Source organism: Streptomyces sp. L500 (assembly GCF_054551825.1).
On sequence record NZ_JBTOLC010000018.1, the window covers coordinates 27195 to 43236 of the forward strand.

Here is a 16042-nt window from a genome sequence, read left to right on the forward strand (position 1 = left end):
AGCATGGTGGGCAGGAGACGGTTGGGTCGGCGGTTCGGCTGGCTGTGGGCGGCGTATGCGGTGAGCGCCTATGGATCCGGGCTGGGGTTCGGGGCATTGCCGCTGATCGCCGTGCTGGTGTTGCACGCCGGCCCCGCTGAGGTGTCCGCGCTGTCCGCGGTGGGGCCTGCGGTGGGCGCGCTGATCGCGGTGCCGCTCGCGCCGTGGGTGGAGTTCCGGCGCAAGCGCTCGGTCATGATCGCGATGGACCTGACCCGGTTCGCGGTCATGGCGACGATCCCGGTCGCCTACGCCTTCGGCCGGCTCTGTTTCGTCCAGCTGCTCGTGATCTCGGCCGTGGTCGCCGCGGCCAAGATCGCGTTCAACGCGGCCGGCGGCGCCTACCTCAAGGCACTCGTCCGGCCGGACGACCTGCTCGTGGCCAACGCGCGGTTCGAATCCACGAACTGGAGCTCCATCGCGGTCGGACCGCCGCTGGGCGGGGCGGCGATCGGCCTGTTCGGGCCGGTCACCACCGTGGTGGCCGACGCGCTCAGCTACCTGCTCTCCGCGCTGGGCATCACCGCGATCGGCGGCGGGCGGGAGGAGGCACCGCGACCGACCGGCAAGAGCCAGGTCCGGGCCGGCGCGCTGCTCGACGGCTGGCGGCACATCATGGGCGATCCCGGTCTTCGGGCGCTCTACCTCAACAACATGCTCGTCTCCGGTCTGATCATGGCCACCGAGCCGCTGCTGGCCGTGCTCCTGCTTCGCCAGCTCGAGTTCCCGCCCTGGCAGTACGGCCTCGCCTTCGCCGCCCCCTGTTTCGGCGGACTCATCGGCTCCCGGCTGGCCCACCGTGTCGTGGCCCGCTACGGCCGGCACTGGGTCTTCCGGACCGTCGGCACCCTGCGCGCCGTCTGGCTGATCGGCCTGGCCTTCGTCCGTCCCGGCGTCGTCGGCCTCGTCACCGTGATGGTCGTCGAGCTGGCGATCATCATCAACATGAGCCTGTACACCCCGGTGCTCGCCACCTACCGGCTCGAACGCACACCCAAGCATCTCGTCGCCCGCACCCTCTCGGCCTGGTCGATCGGCCAGCAGGCGTCCATCGCCGTCTTCACCGCGCTCGGCGGGCTGCTCGCGGACGTCACCGGCCCGCGTACCGCTCTCACGGTCGCGGGGCTGGTCATCCTGGCCACCCCATTCCTGCTTCCCCGCCGCGACCGGGCGACGCCGCAGCACGAACCGGAATTGGCTGCGTAGCCACTCATCACGTACCCGTCACGTCACGCACCGCGATGCACCACTGAAATCCGCAGGCCGCCGCTGATTCGCCAGTGTGCGTCCGCGTCGACCAGGCACATCCACCAGTAAGGAGAAAACTCGCGTGAGCACCGCCCCCGCGCTCGACCCCGCGCACACCGCTCTTCTCGTCATGGACTTCCAGCCCGCGATCCTGGCCGCTCTACCCGAAGGCGGCGACCGCGAGGCCCTGCTCGGTCGCGTGGAAGGGGCCATCTCCGACGTTCGCGCGAAGGGCGGCACCATCGCCTACGTACGCGTCGGCTTCACCGAGGCCGACTGGGACGCGATCCCGGCCGTCAACAAGTCCTTCGCCCCGCTGGCGCAACACCGTGTCATGTACCACGAGGACCCTGCCACTGCCATCCACGAGCGTCTGGCTCCCCGGGACGGCGACATCATCGTGCGCAAGACCCGCTACGGCGGCATGTCCACCACCGACCTCGACCAGCGGCTGCGCGAGCGCGGCATCACCACGCTGGTCGTCTGCGGCATCAGTACCAGCGGCGCCGTCCTGTCCACCGTCATCGACGCGGCCGACCGTGACTACCGGCTCTACGTCCTGTCCGACGGCGTCGCCGACCCGGACACCGAAGTCCACAGCGTCCTGCTCCGTCAGGTTCTCCCCTCACGGGCCCACATCGTCGACGCCGCCGAGCTCCACGCTCTGCTCCGGGCTGTATGACGCCCGCACGCGTGGGGAAGGCGAGGCCGAGGCGATCCTGCCCGTTCCTGTCTGTTCCCGTTCCCGTTCCCCTTCCCGTCTGCTGTGAGGCGTCAGCCCAGGGCTGACGCAGTTGAACACGATAACGGCCCCGGCCGTGACCTCGGTGAACTCGGATATCCGTCATATGTCAGCCAGGGTCGCAATCGAGCCAGTTACTCAACGATTACAGCTCTTCCCTAGAATCTTGCAGGCCCCTGGGAGCGAATCCGCGTGCGTTTGACCCGCCCGCCCCGTTTTCCGAACCCTATGGAGAGCCCCGATGGAGAACCAATGAGCGCTGCCCCGCCGGTGCCCGCCGCGGACCGGACGCGACTGGTCGAGGTAGCCGCAGCCGACTTACCGCGTCTTGTCTCTCTGTTCGACACCGACTATCCCAATCTGGCTTTCGTCCACGCGGTCATCGACGGAGCCATCCCGGGCAGGGCCTGGGCGCACTTCCGGAACGGCGCGCCCGTAACCTGTCTGGTCGCCACCACAGCGCCGTTCTGTCTTGCCGCCGGGGCCATGACCCCCGCCTTCTTCGCCGAGGCCAAGGCGCTGCTCGCCGGGCACGGCGACGTACAGCTCGTCCACCCGCCGGGCCCCGAGACCAGTACCTGGGCGCAGCAGGCCGGCTTCACGGCGGGGCAGCGGCTGCACTTCACCCGTACCCATTCCGACTTCATCGCCCCTCCGCCGGCCGTCCCCGACGGCTACGAGCTGGTGCGGATCGACGCGGAGACCTTCTCCGGCCTCGATTCCCCGATGGCCCGGAGCATCTTCGGCACGAGTGCCCAGTACGCCGAGCATGCGGTCGGCTTCGCCCTGGTCAAGGACGGCCGGGTGGCGGCAGACGCCCACGGCGTCATCGGCGGCGGGCTGATCGAGTTCGGTATCCACACTCATCCCGATCATCGTCGCAAGGGCCTGGCGTTCGTGGTCCTCGCCGCCGCCGATCGCTGGGGCGGCGAGCAGGGCCTGCGCCCGGTCATGACGTGTCACGCGGACAAGGCGCCGAGTATCGCGCTGGCCCGAAAGCTCGGTCTGACCGAGGAATTTTCCTACCCGATAGCGAAAGCCATATGCTGAAATCCCCGTTATCCGAGGCGATTTCCCCCGCATCGGTACGGCGTGTGCGCGAACTCATCGATCCGCACATTCGTCGTACGCCATTGCTGCGGGCGAAGGCGCCGAGTCCGGTGGACATTCACCTGAAGTGCGAGAACCTTCAGGTCACCAATTCGTTCAAGGCCCGAGGTGCGCTCAGCGCGCTGCACGCGTACCGGCGGTTCCGTCCGGAGGTGTGGGACCGCATCGTCCGCGACGGTGTGGTGACAGGCAGCTCGGGAAATTTCGCGCAGGGCCTGGCGCACGTGACGTCGGAACTGGATCTGGCGTACACGGTGGTGGTGCCGGATTCGATTCCGGAGGCGAAGCGGTCGCAGATCCTGGCGTACAACCCCAGGACGCGGATCGTGCAGGTCCCGTATCCGGTCTGGCGCCGCACCATGGTCTCCGCCTCCTTTCCCGACCTGCCGGGTTTCTTCCTCTCCTCGGAGAGTGATCCATACGTCTCGCTGGGCATCGCCACGATCGGAATGGAGATCCAGGACGATCTGCCGGACGTGGACGCGGTGCTGGTGCCCTACGGCGGCGGGAACCTCGCCTACAGCCTGGCGACCTATTTGAAGGTCCCCGTCTACGCCGTGGAGATCAGCACCGGAGCCCCACTGTCCGCCTCGCTGCGCGCGGGACGGCCCACGGATGTGGAGTACGAGCGGTCGTTCGTGGACGGCATCGGCGCGAGCTTCGTCATTCCGGATCAGTTCGAGCGGCTCAAGGACAAATTGGCCGGGGTGTTCACGGTGACTCCGCAGGAGATCGCGGAGGCGCTGTCGTCGCTGGCGTTCGTCGACAAGATCGTCTGCGAAGGTGCTGGAGCCGCGGCGTACGCGGCCGCGCTGAAGCACTCCTCCTCGTACGCCTGGCGCAACCCCGTGGCCGTCGTCAGCGGCGGCGTCATCGATCCCGACGTCCTGCTGCACACCCTGACCACCACCGGTCAGCCTCTGACCACGCCCATTTCCTAGCCTTAGAGGAGCGATATCAACATGAGTGGAACTCTGCCCGTCATCGAGCCGGTAAGCCCCGCCATCGGGGCTCGGGTCACGGGTCTCGATTTGTCGCAGGATATTTCGGACGAGGCGTGGAAGACGGTCCAGGACGCCTTCCACCAGTACAACGTGCTGGTATTTCCGGGACAGGACATCTCGGTCGAGCAGCAGAAGTCGTTCACGGCGCGCTTCGGGCCGCTGCTGACGCACAGCCACCTGCTGCCGATGACCGTTGAGGGCCACCCCGAGGTGATGGTGCTCCACAACAACGAGCAGAAGCCGCCGGGGCTGAACGACTGGCACACCGACAACAGCGGCTGGGCCGAGCCCCCGCTCGGCACCTCCCTCTACGCCAAGATCACGCCCAAGGTCGGCGGAGACACCCTCTACGGCAACATGTACCTGGCGTACGAGACGCTGTCGGCGCCCATGCAGGAGTTGCTGCTCCAGCTGACCGCGACGCACGACGTGCGCAAGGCGTTCGGCCCTGACTACGGCAACCTTCAGAAGTCGCTGCGCAAGAAGGGCATCGACCCGGATCAGCAGTTCGCGGGCCAGGACCCCGTGGAGCACCCGCTGATCCGTACGCACCCCGAGACGGGGCGCCGGGCGCTGTACATCTCCAATCCGTATGTGACGCGAATCAACGGTGTGACCGAGTCCGAGAGCCGGGCGCTGCTGGACTTCCTCCGTCGCCACATCGAGACCAACGAGCTGATCTACCGGCACCGTTGGACCCAGGGCGACCTGGTGATCTGGGACAACCGCTGCACCCAGCACCTCGCGGTCGCGGACTACTTCCCGCACGAGCGCCTGATGCACCGCCTCAACATCGCGGGAGAGAAGCCCTTCCTGAAGCTCTGACCACCTCTCCCCCACCCGCCACGTCGCGCCCCCTGCCGTGAGGAGCAGGGGGGCGACGTGGCGTCCGGCGCGGCCGATCGCGCGCCCCTGGTCCTGATGGGCCACGGCGGCGGCAACCACAAGAAGCACCCCGCGATGGCGGGCCGCGCCCAGCTCCTCGTGAACGGCTGCGGTTTCCACGTCGCCGTCGTCGACGCGCCCGGTCACGGCGACCGGCCGCGCACCGCACATGACGAGGAAGAGATCGCCGAGCTGTTCCGGGCGAGGGCGGCGGGCGAGCCGGAAGGCCCGATCGTCGTCCGCTACAACGCCCACCTGGCCGAGCAGGCCGCGCGGATCACCATCCCGATCGAGTTCGACCTGCAGTGGGACGACGAGCACATCCCGCGCGAGGCCGGTCTCGCGCTGTTCGACGCCTTCGCTTCGAAGGAGAAGACCTTGCACGCCAACTCGGGCAAGCACAAGGAACTGCCCCGGTTCGAGGCCGACAGCGGGGCCCGGTTCTTCGCCCGGCCCCTCGGCCGAGGGGCCGCCGCTTCGGCCTGACGATGAGCGGTAGTGGTGCCCGGGCCGCGAGTCGGGCACCACTACCGCGGCCCGCCGGACAAGCCGAGCGCGAGCGCCAGCAGGTCCCTCACACATTGCTACGATCGCCCGCTCGGTGGGCGCATCAAGGCATCTGGGAGAGCACGCGTACCTCCGCGTGCGCCCCGTGGGTCACAGCGTCAGCAGCCCAACGGAGCGACACCCATGTCCTGTACACCGTGGAACGGTTCGGACGGGATGGGCAGTCGGGTGCGAAAGGTGGTCGTTCCCGGGGCGTCGAGGACGGTCAGGGTGCCTTCGTGGATGGCCGCGATGTCGCGGGCGATGGGGAGGCCGAGGCCGGTGCCGCCGTCGTCGCGGCTGCGGGCGTCGTCGAGGCGGGCGAACCGTTCGAAGATCTTCTCGCGGTCGGCGGGCTCGATCGGCGGGCCGTCGTTGGTCACGTCCAGGACGGCGTGGCCGGAAGTCCGGTCGGCGGTGAGGCGGACGGTGATGTGACTGCGGGCGTGGCGTTGGGCGTTGTCGAGCAGGTTGGTCAGCAGCCGTCGCAGCCACAGGGGGTTGCCGTGGATGGTGATCGACACCGGGGCGTGGACGGCGATCGGGTGGGGTTCGGCGCCGCGGGCCGTGACTGTGGATCGCACCAGGTCGGCGAGGTCGACGGGTTCGTCGGGCCAGTCGTGGTCGGTGGTGTCCAGGCGGGCGAGCAGCAGGAGGTCGGCGGCGAGTGCTTGCAGGCGTTCGGTGTCCTCCAGGGCGCCGGCCACCAGATCCGTGTGGACGTCGGGGTCGGAGTGGGCGAGGGCGACTTCGAGTTGGGTACGCAGGACGGTCAGAGGGCTGCGCAGTTCGTGGGAGGCGTCCGCGATGAAGCGGCGCTGTCGTGTGCCTGCGGCTTCGAGGCGCTGGAGCATGGCGTTCATGGTGTCGGCGAGGCGGGCGATCTCGTCGTCGCTGCGGGGTTCGGGGACGCGGCGGTTGAGGTCGCGGTCTCCGATGGCGGCGACCTCGGCGCGGATGGCCTCGACCGGTCGCAGGGCACGGCCGGTCGCGCGCCAGGTGAGAGCACCGACGGTGAACAGCAGGATCGTGCTCAGTACGGCGAGGGCGGCGGTGGTGAGGTCTTCGGCGGCGTCGGCGGTGCGCAGGGACGCGCCGACGTAGACGGTGACGGGGCCGGTGGGGGTGGTGGTGGCGATGCTGGTGACGCGCTGGTGGTGGTGTGCGTGGCCCCGGGCGTCGAGGTTGAAGGTTCTGTGGCCCTTGGGGTGGCCGGCGGGAGCGAGCGGGGGGTGGCCGGTGAGGTTCTGGCTGGCGGCCACCACCGTGTGCTTCGCGTCGACGACCTGGATGAAGTCGGTGCCGTGGTCGAGGGGAAGCGGGCTGGTGAGGTGGCCGTCGGTGGCGAGGCGGGCGACCGCCTGGGCCTGCTCGCGGGCGTCGGCCTCGACGGTGCGTTCCAGGTTGACGCGCAGCAGGATGATGACGGCGGCCGAGGCGACGCACAGGACGACGGCGACGCTGGCGCAGGCGGCGAGGGTGGTGCGGGCGCGGACCGAGCGTGGCGTCAGACGGTCGACGAGGGCCGCGACGCGGGGGTGGCGGGCCAGGTGGCGGTGGCCAGCGGCGCGCAGTCGGTGGTGTGCGGCGCCGGTGGGTGCGTCGGCGGGGGTCTGGTCAGCCACCGTCGGCCGCCAGTCGGTAGCCGGCGCCGCGGACGGTCTGGACCGCGGCTCGCCCGAAGGCGGTGTCGATCTTACGGCGCAGGGCACTGACGTGGACCTCGACGGTGTTGGGGTCGCTGTCGAGGGCGTTGTCCCAGACGGCGTCGAGGATCTCCCGCTTGGAGACGGCTTCGCCGGCCCGGCGGGCGAGGTGGTCGAGTATGGCGAATTCGCGGGGGGTGAGGGGGATCGTGGTGCCGGCGCGCGTGCAGGTGCGGGCGGCGGAGTCGACCACGAGGTCGCCCAGGACGGTGCGCCGGGGCGCGCGGCTGCCGATGCGGCGGGCCAGCGCCTTGAGGCGGGCGACGAGCACGACGAAGGAGAACGGTTTGGACAGGTAGTCGTCAGCGCCGGTGTCGAGCGCCTCGGCCTCGTCCCATTCGCCGTCCTTGGCGGTGAGCATCAGGATGCCGACGTCGCTGCCGCAGGCCCGCAGGCGTGAGCACACCCGGTAGCCGTTGAGACCGGGCAGCATGACGTCGAGCACGACCACGTCGTAGGCGTGCTCCATGGCCTGGGCCAGGCCGGAGGGGCCGTCGTGGGCGACGTCGACTTTGAATCCCTGGGCGGTCAGCCCGTGCCGCAGCGCCAGGGCCAGCCGGCGTTCGTCCTCCACCACCAGTACTCGCATGCCCACCAGGGTCGCAGATCGCCGGACCGGGCTGCTGACGGCGTCCGCTGTTCTTCAGCCGATCTTCAGCAACGCACGGACATCCTGCCGGTGTCGCCCGGGGAGGTCCCGGGCCTGGCGAGGATCGGGGTGTGTCATGAGCGAGCCCATAGAGACGGGTGAAACGTTGCCGCAGGAAGAGCCGAAGGCCGTGGGCACGGGCAGGACGCGTACGGGTTCGGGCCGTGCCGGCCGGTGGGTGCGGTGCCGGTCGGTGCGCTGGGTGGCGGCCGGGGCGGCCGTGCTGGTGATCGGTGGTGGCGTGGCGGCGGTGGCCCACCACCACGAGGGCGAGGAGGGCCACGGCCACGGTCACGGCCACGACCGTAGCGCGGCTGCTGGTGACCGGGGATGGCACGACGGCGGGGACGGCGGTGAGGACCGCCGGGGCGACGGTCGGGCCGACCACGCGGCGCCGGCGCCGTTGCCGTCGACCAGCGCGGCCGACGCGCTGACCAAGGCCGCGTCGGCGGTGTCCGGCGGCAAGGTGGAGTCGCTGAAGCCGGTCACCGAGCAGGGAGGTGGCCGGGCCTGGCGGGTCGTGGTCCTGGGCGCCGACGGTGTGCGGCACGCGGTGACCGTCGACGGAGCCGGCGACACGATCACCGGCAACACCGTCCTCGACGGCTGACCCACTCCACCCACCGACCGGGTGCGGCCCGGCCGCGCCGTACAGAAGGGAGCGCCGTCGCCTTGGGCGCCATGACATCCACCCGAGCGGCCCACCGCCGTCAGTCTGTGCCGGCGCGGCCGGTCATGAGCAAGGTCCCGCGGGTGACGGCGGTGTTCTGGATCGTCAAGATCCTCACCACCGGCATGGGCGAGACCACCTCCGACTACCTCGCCCGGACACTCGGGCCCGTCCCGGCGGTCGGCTCGGCCGCGCTGTTGCTGGCCGTCACGTTGATCGCGCAGGCCCGCGCCCGCCGCTATGTCCCGGCCGTGTACTGGGCGGCGGTGATCATGGTGAGCGTGTTCGGCACCATGGCCGCCGACGTCGCGCACGTCGCCCTCGGCGTGCCCTACGCCGCTTCCGCGACGGCGTTCGCCGTGGCCTTGGCCCTGGTGTTCGTCCTGTGGCGCCGGGTGGAGGGGACGCTCGCCGTGGAGACGGTCGCGGGCGGTCGCCGGGAGGTGTTCTACTGGTGCGCGGTCATGGCCACCTTCGCGCTCGGCACGGCGGTCGGAGACTTGGCCGCGGCCACCTTGGGCTGGGGCTATCTGCCCTCCGGGCTGCTGTTCGCCGCCCTGATCGCCCTCCCCGCGTTCGCCCACCGCTTCACAGGCCTGTCGTCGGTCCTGACGTTCTGGTGGGCCTATGTGCTCACCCGGCCGCTCGGCGCGTGCTTCGCCGACTGGGCCGGCGTCAACCACGAGCGCGGGGGCCTGGACCTCGGCACCGGGCCGGTCAGCCTCGTCCTCGCGGTGGTCATCGCGGCGAGCGTGGCGTGGCTGAGCGCCGGCGAGCGACGCGCCCTGCGGCGCGGCCTGCGGGCATCGGACTGACGCTCCCTGTCGGCCTCCGCCGCAACAGCCGGACCGTTCTCTGGAAGAGGGCCCTGAACGCGATGAAGGCCGGTCTCTGTCGGGGCTCTTGGCCGTGGGCGGTTCGGCATCCTCGGGAGCGGGTGGAACTGCCGGTGGCCCGTCCCCACGTAACCGCGCCTGCCCCCCCGCATTGACCGTGAAGCATCCCTCGGGGCGCGCGGACTATACAGCAGCACCGGCCATCTTGTACGCGATCAGGGCACACCGGTGCTGAAAAGCCCGATATCCGGTGGCTGACCGGCCGACATCCCCGATGATGGGACTACGCCGAGGCAACGGATCAAGGAACGCGGGAGGTGCGTCGTGGCAGTGGAGGCCGGTACGCGGCAGGAGGAGCGCGTCGTGGGACGGGTGTGGACGGTGCGTCTGGACCCTGACGGCCGCCCCTCCGTCGGCGCGGTGAGGCTCTCCTGCTCCCGCCCGGCCTGCGCCGATCAGCGCTTTCCCGGCGGCGCCGCTGTGGGACGCAAGGCCGCGATCGACCACGTCAAGGAGCACTTGGCCCGTATCCGCGAGGGCGGTGGGCCGCGCGGCGACGCGTGGTGCGCATGCCGTGCCGCAGGCTGCGCGTGGCACACCCCCGCCCCTGCCGCCGGACGGCCGAGCGGTGCGCCGCCGGCGGCGGGAGCTGTGCGGTGCGAGGGGCCGGCGGTCCTGACCGTGTACGTGGACCGGGCCGGAAGACTGTGGCGGATCGCGGAGACGTGCACGCGGTGTGCGGCCGCCACCCCCGGCTGCCGCGTCCTGAACACCGCCCGACGCCCGGCTCGTCCCGCCCCGGCGGGAATGGACCAGGCACCGCAAAAGCCGGACGCGCAAGAGGACCCCGCAGACCGCACCGGTCGGGATGGCCTGACAGCGGCCTTCTCCGACCGCGGCGCCGCCCCCGCCGCTGGTGCTCCGTCGTGCGCGGCCGCCTCACCGGCGCCGGTCCCCCGTGCGCGCGCCGCCCAACCGGCCTCGGCGTCCCGGCGCACGAAGCGGTGGGGGAAGATCGCCCAGCGCATCGTCCCGCGTGACCTCGAGCCCGACGCCCTGCGCCTGGAGCTCATCAAACTCGGGGACGAGTTCCGCGCGTACCAGCAGCGCACCGAACCCGACCTCGCCGTCCTCGCCACCCTCCACGAGCGCAAGGCCCGCGCCTTCAGCCTGTGGGCCGATGTGAGCGGTGACATCTCCCTGCGACACGAGGCCGAGCGCGCCGAGAAGGCCGCGCAGACCACCCTCGAGATGCACGCCAACCGTACCGGCCAGCCCCTCGGCGGCACGGCGGGCGACGGGCCGGTGGTGGAGCGGCTGCTGACCCGCACCCAGGCCGCGAGCGCCCGTACAGTGCTCGACTACGTCGCTGCCAACTCCCCGCACCCGGAGGCCGAGGTGCGCTTGGCGGTGCTCATGCTCACCTTGCGGTCCGCGCGCGCCGGCACCGGGAATGTCACGGGCCAGGACCTGACCGGCTGGCTCCAGGGCGACGCCGAGCAGGTGGTTCAGCGGCTGATCGAGGCCGACTGGCTGCGTCTGCCCGGCACCGTCGCCGAGCTGATGGCCTCCCGGCCCGAGGGCCCCATCGCCATCACTGTTCCGACGTTGCTGCCCGAGCAGGCCCGTCCGTTCGCCTTCGGCAAGACCACCCGGGCGAGGATCTCCGGCTGGGCCCAGAAGGTGGTGAGCGACCGGAAGATCCGCAAAAAGAAGGCCACCGCGGCGGACCGTCTCCTCGCCCTGTACACCGCCGCCCACGCCCGCCCGGATGGCCGCCTGGGACATGCCGAGGACGACGGGCTGCGCCTGGACCAGGCCGCCGAGTTCTGCGCCCTGCCACCCGACCAGATCGCCGAGCACGCCGGACTGCTCGTCGCCGCCGGCTGGCTCGCCGAAGCCGACACCACCGGAGACAGGCTGCGCGGACAGCTCGCAGAACGGGCCTTGCCGCTGGGAGGGATGCTGTAACGCGCGAGGGCGCCGCAATAGTCGTAGGGCCTCCCGGTTTCCCCAGCCGAGTGAGGGATATCCCTCTTGCAGCCCGGGGTTTTCTCCATGCCCCGGTGGTGTTCCAACAGGGCATGATCCATCCATGGCTTCCCGGCGAACGGAAATCCGCGTCCTGACCGGCGCGGCGCTCCTGGGCAATGTGCCCGCCCTGGTTCGCCCCGGCCTCGGCAGCCGGCGCTCACAGCGGGAAGGCACAACATCGCGAGCCAGCTCGCCGTTCTGCCCAAGAACGGCGCGCGCCGGCTGACTTCCTTTCGCCGCCCCGCCGCCTTCAGTGGGTCGCGGCCTCGCCCATCTGCCGGTGGATCCGCAATGCGGGCCGGGAGGTGTCCCGCCGTAGCCGGAGGTGGTCGTGGGGGTGGGCTGGGAGATCGCTGGGTCCGTGGGGTCGCTCGGTGGCCGCGGCCAGCAAGGCGCGGATCTCGCGGGCGAACTGGGGGCCGGGCAGAGGCAGCTCGCTTTCGGGTTCACGGAGGTAGCCGACGGCGACGGCGGTGGGCATGTAGTCCATCAGTTCGCCGACAACGGCGGAACGTGTGCGGGTGGTGTGTCTGGCGAGACGGCGCAGGACGCGAAGGATCGTGCTGGTGGCCGCCTCGTCGTCGTGGCGCAGTACGACGGGCGTGCCGTCCCAGTGGTTGGTGGTGCCCACGGCGCCGGTATGGGGCTTCACATCGTCGGTCTGGTTGTGCCACCAGCGAGCGGTGTGGGTCTCACCGAGGGCGAGATGGTGGAGGTAGAGGCAGTATGCGGCGGCGGGCTGGCCGGCGCCAGCGGCGTACTGCCACCAGAACCGGGCGCCGTCGCCGGTGTCGGTCAGTTGCAGGACGCAGGCCAGCACCAGGGCGCTGCTGGGTTCAGGGACCTGGTCGGTGACGAAGGCGGCGACCGCGGTGACGGGGGTGTGGGTGACCAGGGTTTCGCACAGGGCGCGCAGGTCCTCGGCCGCGGACACTCTTGGCGTCACACCGGGCGTCACGCCCGGTGTGACGGGCGACCGGCCTGATTCGGCTTCGCGGGGTGGGACGGTGTCGCGGGGCACAGGGCGGTGGCGGACGAGCAGTGCCCTGGCCAGGATGTCTTCGAGCGATGTCATGAGGTGGGTCCTCCGGTGTGGTGCGGCAGCTCGATGGTGTCGGCCAGGAAGCGTTCGGCGTGGCGCTCGTCGGACCTTACGGCGGCTATCGGGATGCCGAGGAGGTCGGAGAGTTTCTCGGGGCTGAACCCGCACAGATGTCGCAGCACCACGACGTCGAGCTGGGCGGCGGGCAGTCTGCTGATCGCGGTGAACAGCTCCAGACTCTCGGCCAGCTGGGCCGCCTGTCCTTCCAGAGAGGTCTGCGCGCTCAAGGCGACGGTATCGAAGGCGGCCTCGCCCAGTAAGGGCCGCTGGTCGCGGTGGTCGGCCTTGGCCTGGACGGTGGCGCGCAGGATGTTCCAGGCGTAGCGGCGGATGTCCGGGCTGGCGAGGGCGTCGTCGAAGGAGAGCCAAAGAATGGCGAAGGTGTCCTCCACCGCGGCGTCGAGCGCCTCGCCGTGCAGGAAGGCCCCGGCGTAGAGGCGGTAGCACTCTTCCACCATTGAGCGCAGGGCATCGTGTTCCAGGGGCGGTCCGGACCGGGCGGTGGCCAGGGCGATGGTCCCCTCGGTGGACCGCTCCACCCAGTCCCGGCTTTTGCCGGCGTCGAGAGCCGCTTGCTTCCACAGCCGGTACAGGGGCCAGCCCGGGATGTTCAGCTCGGTGGCCAGGCGGTGGATGACCTCCCAGCGCGGGTAGTGGCCCACGCCGCGCAGCAGCTCGGAAAGCTTGGACTTGGCCAACGGAACGCGAATGCTCAGGTCGCTGAGGGTGTGACCGCTGGCGAGGTAGTGCTCGCGGGTCGGTTCCAGCCAGGCACGATGGGAGCTGCCGACGGTGGAGGCGATGGGGCCGAGCTTGCGGCCGGGACGGACCGGGCCCGGCTCGGAGGCCGGGCCCGGTGTGTTGATCGACGTCGTCACGGGGCGTCGTCCTCCTTGTCGGGCACCGTCGCCACGCGGTGCCCGGAGGCGGACGAGGACCGCGGGGGAAACCCGCGCAGCACCTGGGTCACGGTCAGGCCCAGGACGGGCGCCAGCGAAGCGATCAGCGTCACATGCCCCATCGCCGCCATCACCGTGCTCCAGCCGAACACCATCATGGCCAGCACCAAGAGCAGCGCTACTTTCCTGGTGTCCATCACACTCCTTTGTGTCATGCCGCAGCCATCCGGAGCCGCATCAGCAGGGACCCCTGCCAAACCGCAGGTGCCGAACCGCAGTTGAGGGGAGCATCAGCATGGACCGGCCACGACCCGCTACGCCACGTGATCAAGGAATCGCGGAACTTTAGAGTCCATGGGGTGCCGGATCCATGGGGACGTCGGGTCAGCGCCCGGAGTAGCCGTTCCAGCGCGCGTAAGCACATCGGGAAGGTTGGGCGGGTGAAGTTCCCGATTTTCCTTGCAATCCCACCGGAGACCCCTGTCATATGGAGACAGGACACCTTGGTGTCGCCCTTCCGTCCGGAAGAGGCTCGGCCCCCGTGCCGAGAATGAAGGGGGCGCGTGCCGCCCGCTCCCGCCCGGCCTGAGTTGGAGGCCGGGCGGGAGCGGGGTGGGTTCAGTTCACCTGGGGTGTCGTGGGGCGTGCTGCGGACATGCCGCGGGCGTGCTGTGGGCGTGCCGCGGGGCGTGGGGCTCTCGTCACCGGTCGGCCGGCGGCAGGAGCGGGCCAAGGGGGCCGAGGTCGAGGTTGAGGTCGTCCGGCTCGAGGCCGTAGCGGTCGCGAAGTTCGGTCATGCGGTCGGCGAGGAGCATGAGCGTCAGCCCGATGCGTTCTTCCTGTTCCTCCGAGAGATCGCCTTGCTCGACGCGGCGCAGGGCTTGACGTTCCATCAGCTGGCGGAGCAGTTCGATCACCGTCAGCACCAGCCGCATGAGGTCGCGTTCCACCGTGTCCTGGTCCAGTTCCACGCGCCGGGTCATGTTCCGTGTTCCTCCCAGGGCGACGGAAGCCGGGCGTCCACCGAGCCGATGAGGGCGCGGAGGTCCACGCGGACCAGGTCGACGTCCGCGATTTGCAGGGTGATGTCACCCGCGATCACCACTCCCCCGGCCAGCAGCCGGTCCAGCAGGTCGACCAGGGACAGCCGTTCGGCCGGCAGCGGCCGGTCACCGGTCATCGGTGCCGTCCGCGGGGCCGATGGTCGCGGCGACGAAGGAGTACGGCACCCAGGGGCCGGTCAGCTCGACCATGAGCCCCGAGACCGGTGCGCGCTCGACCTGTGCGCGCACCTTCGCGGTGAAGGTGGAGTCGTCGTCCCGGCGTACCAGGTAGGAGGCGTTGAGCAGGTTGCGCCCGGGGTGGGTGGAGAGGCTGGAGTTCTGGGGTGGATGCAGGTGGGCGGCCTCGGCCGAGGCCGCCAAGGCGGTGTGGATCTGCCGCACCGCGTCATCGGCCTGGCGGGCCCGGTCCTCGTCCGCGCGGCGTTCGGCTCCCCGCCGCCTCAGGTAGGCGCGGCCGATACCGGGGGCGGCGGACCGGGCCCGGTCGAACTCGGTAGGTGCCGTCGACTCGGCATTGCCGCTGGTGGCCGGCGCGGTGGCACTGTCCTGTGCTGCGGGGCTGTCTTGTGTGGCGGCGCTGGCCGGTGCGGTGGCACTGTCCGGTGGGGTGTGCGCTTCCGTCTCCGGGGTGGGCAAGGTGTAGACCTTGACGCCCCACTCCGCCCTGCCCTCGACGTGGTCCAGTGCCGTGGTCAGCGTTTCGTGCCGTGCCTGAAACATACGGCGCAGGCTCGACGCATCCCGGTAGACGGTGGCCAGCCGCAGCGGCAGCACGCCGGCCGCCGCGGCCGACGATGCCGCCTCGACCACGGCCTGGTGCCGACGGGCCACCGCGGCGAGCCAGTCGAGATCCTCCAGGTGACGATGCAGGGGTTCCTCGTCGAAGTCGGCGGCGGGCACCCGGCCCGCCACCCCCACCAGGTCCAGGTGCCGCACGAGCCGTATGGGCTCACCTACCACACCGGTCACCGGCTGGGCGTGGGGCGGACGCGTGAGGTACTGGCCGGGCAGGTCCGCATGGTGGGCGACGGCGTAGAGGTAGAGAAGCCCCGCCGGGCCGTCAGGAGGGCAGCCGTTGGTTGCGTCCGCGCGGTCGGTGGAGTCGCTGGGGCCGCTGGGGTTGTTCACCGCTGTTCCTTCCCGTCGTGCGCCTCGTGTGACTGCTGCCGGGCCTCGAGTTCGGCGATGCGGGTGCGCAGCAGCTCGTTCTCGGTCGCCAGCGCGCGGCGACGCGCGCCGGAGGAGAGGGCGGGATCGCTCTCCCACCAGTCGATCCCCATCTCCTTGGCCTTGTCCACGGAGACCACGATCAGGCGCAGCTTGATGGTCAGCAGCTCGATGTCGAGCAGGTTGACCCGGATGTCCCCCGCGATCACCACGCCCTTGTCGAGCACACGCTCCAGGATGTCGGCGAGGTTGGCGGAGCTGCCGGAGGGGGAAGGCGTGTCGGGGAAACGCTGGGAGTGGATACCGGTCATGGCCGCTGTGCCTCTTCCTGGCGTCTTCCT

At 70.6% G+C, this 16042-nt stretch carries 18 protein-coding genes; 9 read left to right on the forward strand and 9 right to left on the reverse strand.

Annotated features, from left to right (window positions below):
* The first annotated feature begins 3 nt into the window (after window positions 1–3).
* From ACX9I7_RS18330 to ACX9I7_RS18355, 6 genes are all read left to right on the forward strand, one after another.
* Window positions 4–1245 carry an MFS transporter gene (locus tag ACX9I7_RS18330; protein WP_459387912.1) on the forward strand — a complete coding sequence of 414 codons (1242 nt, stop codon included), beginning with the start codon at window positions 4–6 and terminating at the stop codon, window positions 1243–1245.
* A 124-nt stretch (window positions 1246–1369) separates the two neighbouring features.
* A complete protein-coding gene (locus ACX9I7_RS18335; protein ID WP_459387913.1) occupies window positions 1370–1969 on the forward strand; it encodes a cysteine hydrolase family protein in 600 nt (199 codons plus the stop codon).
* A gap of 312 nt (window positions 1970–2281) precedes the next feature.
* Entirely contained in the window at window positions 2282–3079 is a 798-nt protein-coding gene (locus ACX9I7_RS18340; protein WP_387571099.1) for a GNAT family N-acetyltransferase, read from the forward strand.
* A complete protein-coding gene (locus ACX9I7_RS18345) occupies window positions 3073–4080 on the forward strand; it encodes a threonine ammonia-lyase (protein ID WP_459387914.1) in 1008 nt (335 codons plus the stop codon). The genes ACX9I7_RS18340 and ACX9I7_RS18345 overlap by 7 nt, the downstream gene beginning before the upstream one ends.
* A 21-nt stretch (window positions 4081–4101) precedes the next feature.
* Window positions 4102–4968 (forward strand): TauD/TfdA dioxygenase family protein, encoded by an 867-nt coding sequence (locus ACX9I7_RS18350; protein WP_459387915.1) that lies wholly within the window; start codon window positions 4102–4104, stop codon window positions 4966–4968.
* A gap of 96 nt (window positions 4969–5064) precedes the next feature.
* Window positions 5065–5514, forward strand: coding sequence for a hypothetical protein (locus ACX9I7_RS18355; RefSeq protein ID WP_459387970.1), 450 nt, complete (start codon window positions 5065–5067; stop codon window positions 5512–5514).
* 179 nt (window positions 5515–5693) lie between these two features.
* Here ACX9I7_RS18355 and ACX9I7_RS18360 read toward each other — a convergent pair whose 3' ends face one another.
* Together ACX9I7_RS18360 and ACX9I7_RS18365 are read right to left on the reverse strand one after the other, a co-directional pair.
* Window positions 5694–7199, reverse strand: coding sequence for a sensor histidine kinase (locus ACX9I7_RS18360; RefSeq protein ID WP_459387916.1), 1506 nt, complete (start codon window positions 7197–7199; stop codon window positions 5694–5696).
* On the reverse strand, window positions 7192–7869 hold the full coding sequence (locus tag ACX9I7_RS18365; RefSeq protein ID WP_387571089.1) for a response regulator transcription factor: 678 nt from the start codon (window positions 7867–7869) through the stop codon (window positions 7192–7194). The genes ACX9I7_RS18360 and ACX9I7_RS18365 overlap by 8 nt, the downstream gene beginning before the upstream one ends.
* Before the next feature lie 136 nt (window positions 7870–8005).
* Here ACX9I7_RS18365 and ACX9I7_RS18370 point away from each other — a divergent pair, with 136 nt between their 5' ends.
* From ACX9I7_RS18370 to ACX9I7_RS18380, 3 genes are all read left to right on the forward strand, one after another.
* Window positions 8006–8539, forward strand: a complete 534-nt coding sequence (locus tag ACX9I7_RS18370; protein WP_459387917.1) for a hypothetical protein — start codon at window positions 8006–8008, stop codon at window positions 8537–8539.
* 125 nt (window positions 8540–8664) lie between these two features.
* Window positions 8665–9414 (forward strand): COG4705 family protein, encoded by a 750-nt coding sequence (locus ACX9I7_RS18375; RefSeq protein ID WP_459387918.1) that lies wholly within the window; start codon window positions 8665–8667, stop codon window positions 9412–9414.
* A gap of 345 nt (window positions 9415–9759) precedes the next feature.
* Complete coding sequence (locus tag ACX9I7_RS18380) at window positions 9760–11406, forward strand: hypothetical protein (RefSeq protein WP_459387919.1); 1647 nt, start codon at window positions 9760–9762, stop codon at window positions 11404–11406.
* A gap of 313 nt (window positions 11407–11719) precedes the next feature.
* Here the strand turns inward: ACX9I7_RS18380 and ACX9I7_RS18385 are convergent, their stop codons facing one another.
* The 7 genes from ACX9I7_RS18385 to ACX9I7_RS18415 all read right to left on the reverse strand — a co-directional run bounded on the left by ACX9I7_RS18385 (window position 11720) and on the right by ACX9I7_RS18415 (window position 16012).
* The gene (locus ACX9I7_RS18385) at window positions 11720–12544 is read right to left on the reverse strand and encodes a hypothetical protein (protein ID WP_459387920.1); all 825 of its coding nucleotides are present in this window, start codon (window positions 12542–12544) and stop codon (window positions 11720–11722) included.
* On the reverse strand, window positions 12541–13449 hold the full coding sequence (locus ACX9I7_RS18390) for a sigma-70 family RNA polymerase sigma factor (RefSeq protein WP_386729911.1): 909 nt from the start codon (window positions 13447–13449) through the stop codon (window positions 12541–12543). The genes ACX9I7_RS18385 and ACX9I7_RS18390 overlap by 4 nt, the downstream gene beginning before the upstream one ends.
* Window positions 13446–13667 (reverse strand): hypothetical protein, encoded by a 222-nt coding sequence (locus ACX9I7_RS18395; protein WP_387571074.1) that lies wholly within the window; start codon window positions 13665–13667, stop codon window positions 13446–13448. Before ACX9I7_RS18395 ends, ACX9I7_RS18390 begins: the two co-directional genes overlap by 4 nt.
* Window positions 13668–14171: 504 nt before the next feature.
* On the reverse strand, window positions 14172–14453 hold the full coding sequence (locus ACX9I7_RS18400) for a gas vesicle protein K (protein ID WP_358626606.1): 282 nt from the start codon (window positions 14451–14453) through the stop codon (window positions 14172–14174).
* Window positions 14450–14650: a gas vesicle protein gene (locus tag ACX9I7_RS18405; RefSeq protein WP_387571071.1), complete on the reverse strand. Its 201-nt coding sequence runs from the start codon at window positions 14648–14650 to the stop codon at window positions 14450–14452. The genes ACX9I7_RS18400 and ACX9I7_RS18405 overlap by 4 nt, the downstream gene beginning before the upstream one ends.
* A complete protein-coding gene (locus ACX9I7_RS18410; RefSeq protein ID WP_459387921.1) occupies window positions 14640–15662 on the reverse strand; it encodes a GvpL/GvpF family gas vesicle protein in 1023 nt (340 codons plus the stop codon). The genes ACX9I7_RS18405 and ACX9I7_RS18410 overlap by 11 nt, the downstream gene beginning before the upstream one ends.
* Complete coding sequence (locus ACX9I7_RS18415; protein ID WP_387571066.1) at window positions 15659–16012, reverse strand: gas vesicle protein GvpJ; 354 nt, start codon at window positions 16010–16012, stop codon at window positions 15659–15661. Before ACX9I7_RS18415 ends, ACX9I7_RS18410 begins: the two co-directional genes overlap by 4 nt.
* Window positions 16013–16042: the final 30 nt, after the last annotated feature.

What these genes read in the sequence shown, in the direction of transcription:
- ACX9I7_RS18330 (WP_459387912.1), top strand. Translation starts at nt 4, where the DNA reads ATGGTGGGCAGGAGACGGTTGGGTCGGCGGTTCGGCTGGCTGTGGGCG.
- ACX9I7_RS18340 (WP_387571099.1), top strand. Translation starts at nt 2,282, where the DNA reads ATGAGCGCTGCCCCGCCGGTGCCCGCCGCGGACCGGACGCGACTGGTC.
- ACX9I7_RS18345 (WP_459387914.1), top strand. Translation starts at nt 3,073, where the DNA reads ATGCTGAAATCCCCGTTATCCGAGGCGATTTCCCCCGCATCGGTACGG.
- ACX9I7_RS18350 (WP_459387915.1), top strand. Translation starts at nt 4,102, where the DNA reads ATGAGTGGAACTCTGCCCGTCATCGAGCCGGTAAGCCCCGCCATCGGG.
- ACX9I7_RS18355 (WP_459387970.1), top strand. Translation starts at nt 5,065, where the DNA reads ATGGGCCACGGCGGCGGCAACCACAAGAAGCACCCCGCGATGGCGGGC.
- ACX9I7_RS18365 (WP_387571089.1), bottom strand. Translation starts at nt 7,869, where the DNA reads ATGCGAGTACTGGTGGTGGAGGACGAACGCCGGCTGGCCCTGGCGCTG.
- ACX9I7_RS18370 (WP_459387917.1), top strand. Translation starts at nt 8,006, where the DNA reads ATGAGCGAGCCCATAGAGACGGGTGAAACGTTGCCGCAGGAAGAGCCG.
- ACX9I7_RS18375 (WP_459387918.1), top strand. Translation starts at nt 8,665, where the DNA reads ATGAGCAAGGTCCCGCGGGTGACGGCGGTGTTCTGGATCGTCAAGATC.
- ACX9I7_RS18385 (WP_459387920.1), bottom strand. Translation starts at nt 12,544, where the DNA reads ATGACATCGCTCGAAGACATCCTGGCCAGGGCACTGCTCGTCCGCCAC.
- ACX9I7_RS18395 (WP_387571074.1), bottom strand. Translation starts at nt 13,667, where the DNA reads ATGGACACCAGGAAAGTAGCGCTGCTCTTGGTGCTGGCCATGATGGTG.
- ACX9I7_RS18400 (WP_358626606.1), bottom strand. Translation starts at nt 14,453, where the DNA reads ATGACCCGGCGCGTGGAACTGGACCAGGACACGGTGGAACGCGACCTC.
- ACX9I7_RS18405 (WP_387571071.1), bottom strand. Translation starts at nt 14,650, where the DNA reads ATGACCGGTGACCGGCCGCTGCCGGCCGAACGGCTGTCCCTGGTCGAC.
- ACX9I7_RS18415 (WP_387571066.1), bottom strand. Translation starts at nt 16,012, where the DNA reads ATGACCGGTATCCACTCCCAGCGTTTCCCCGACACGCCTTCCCCCTCC.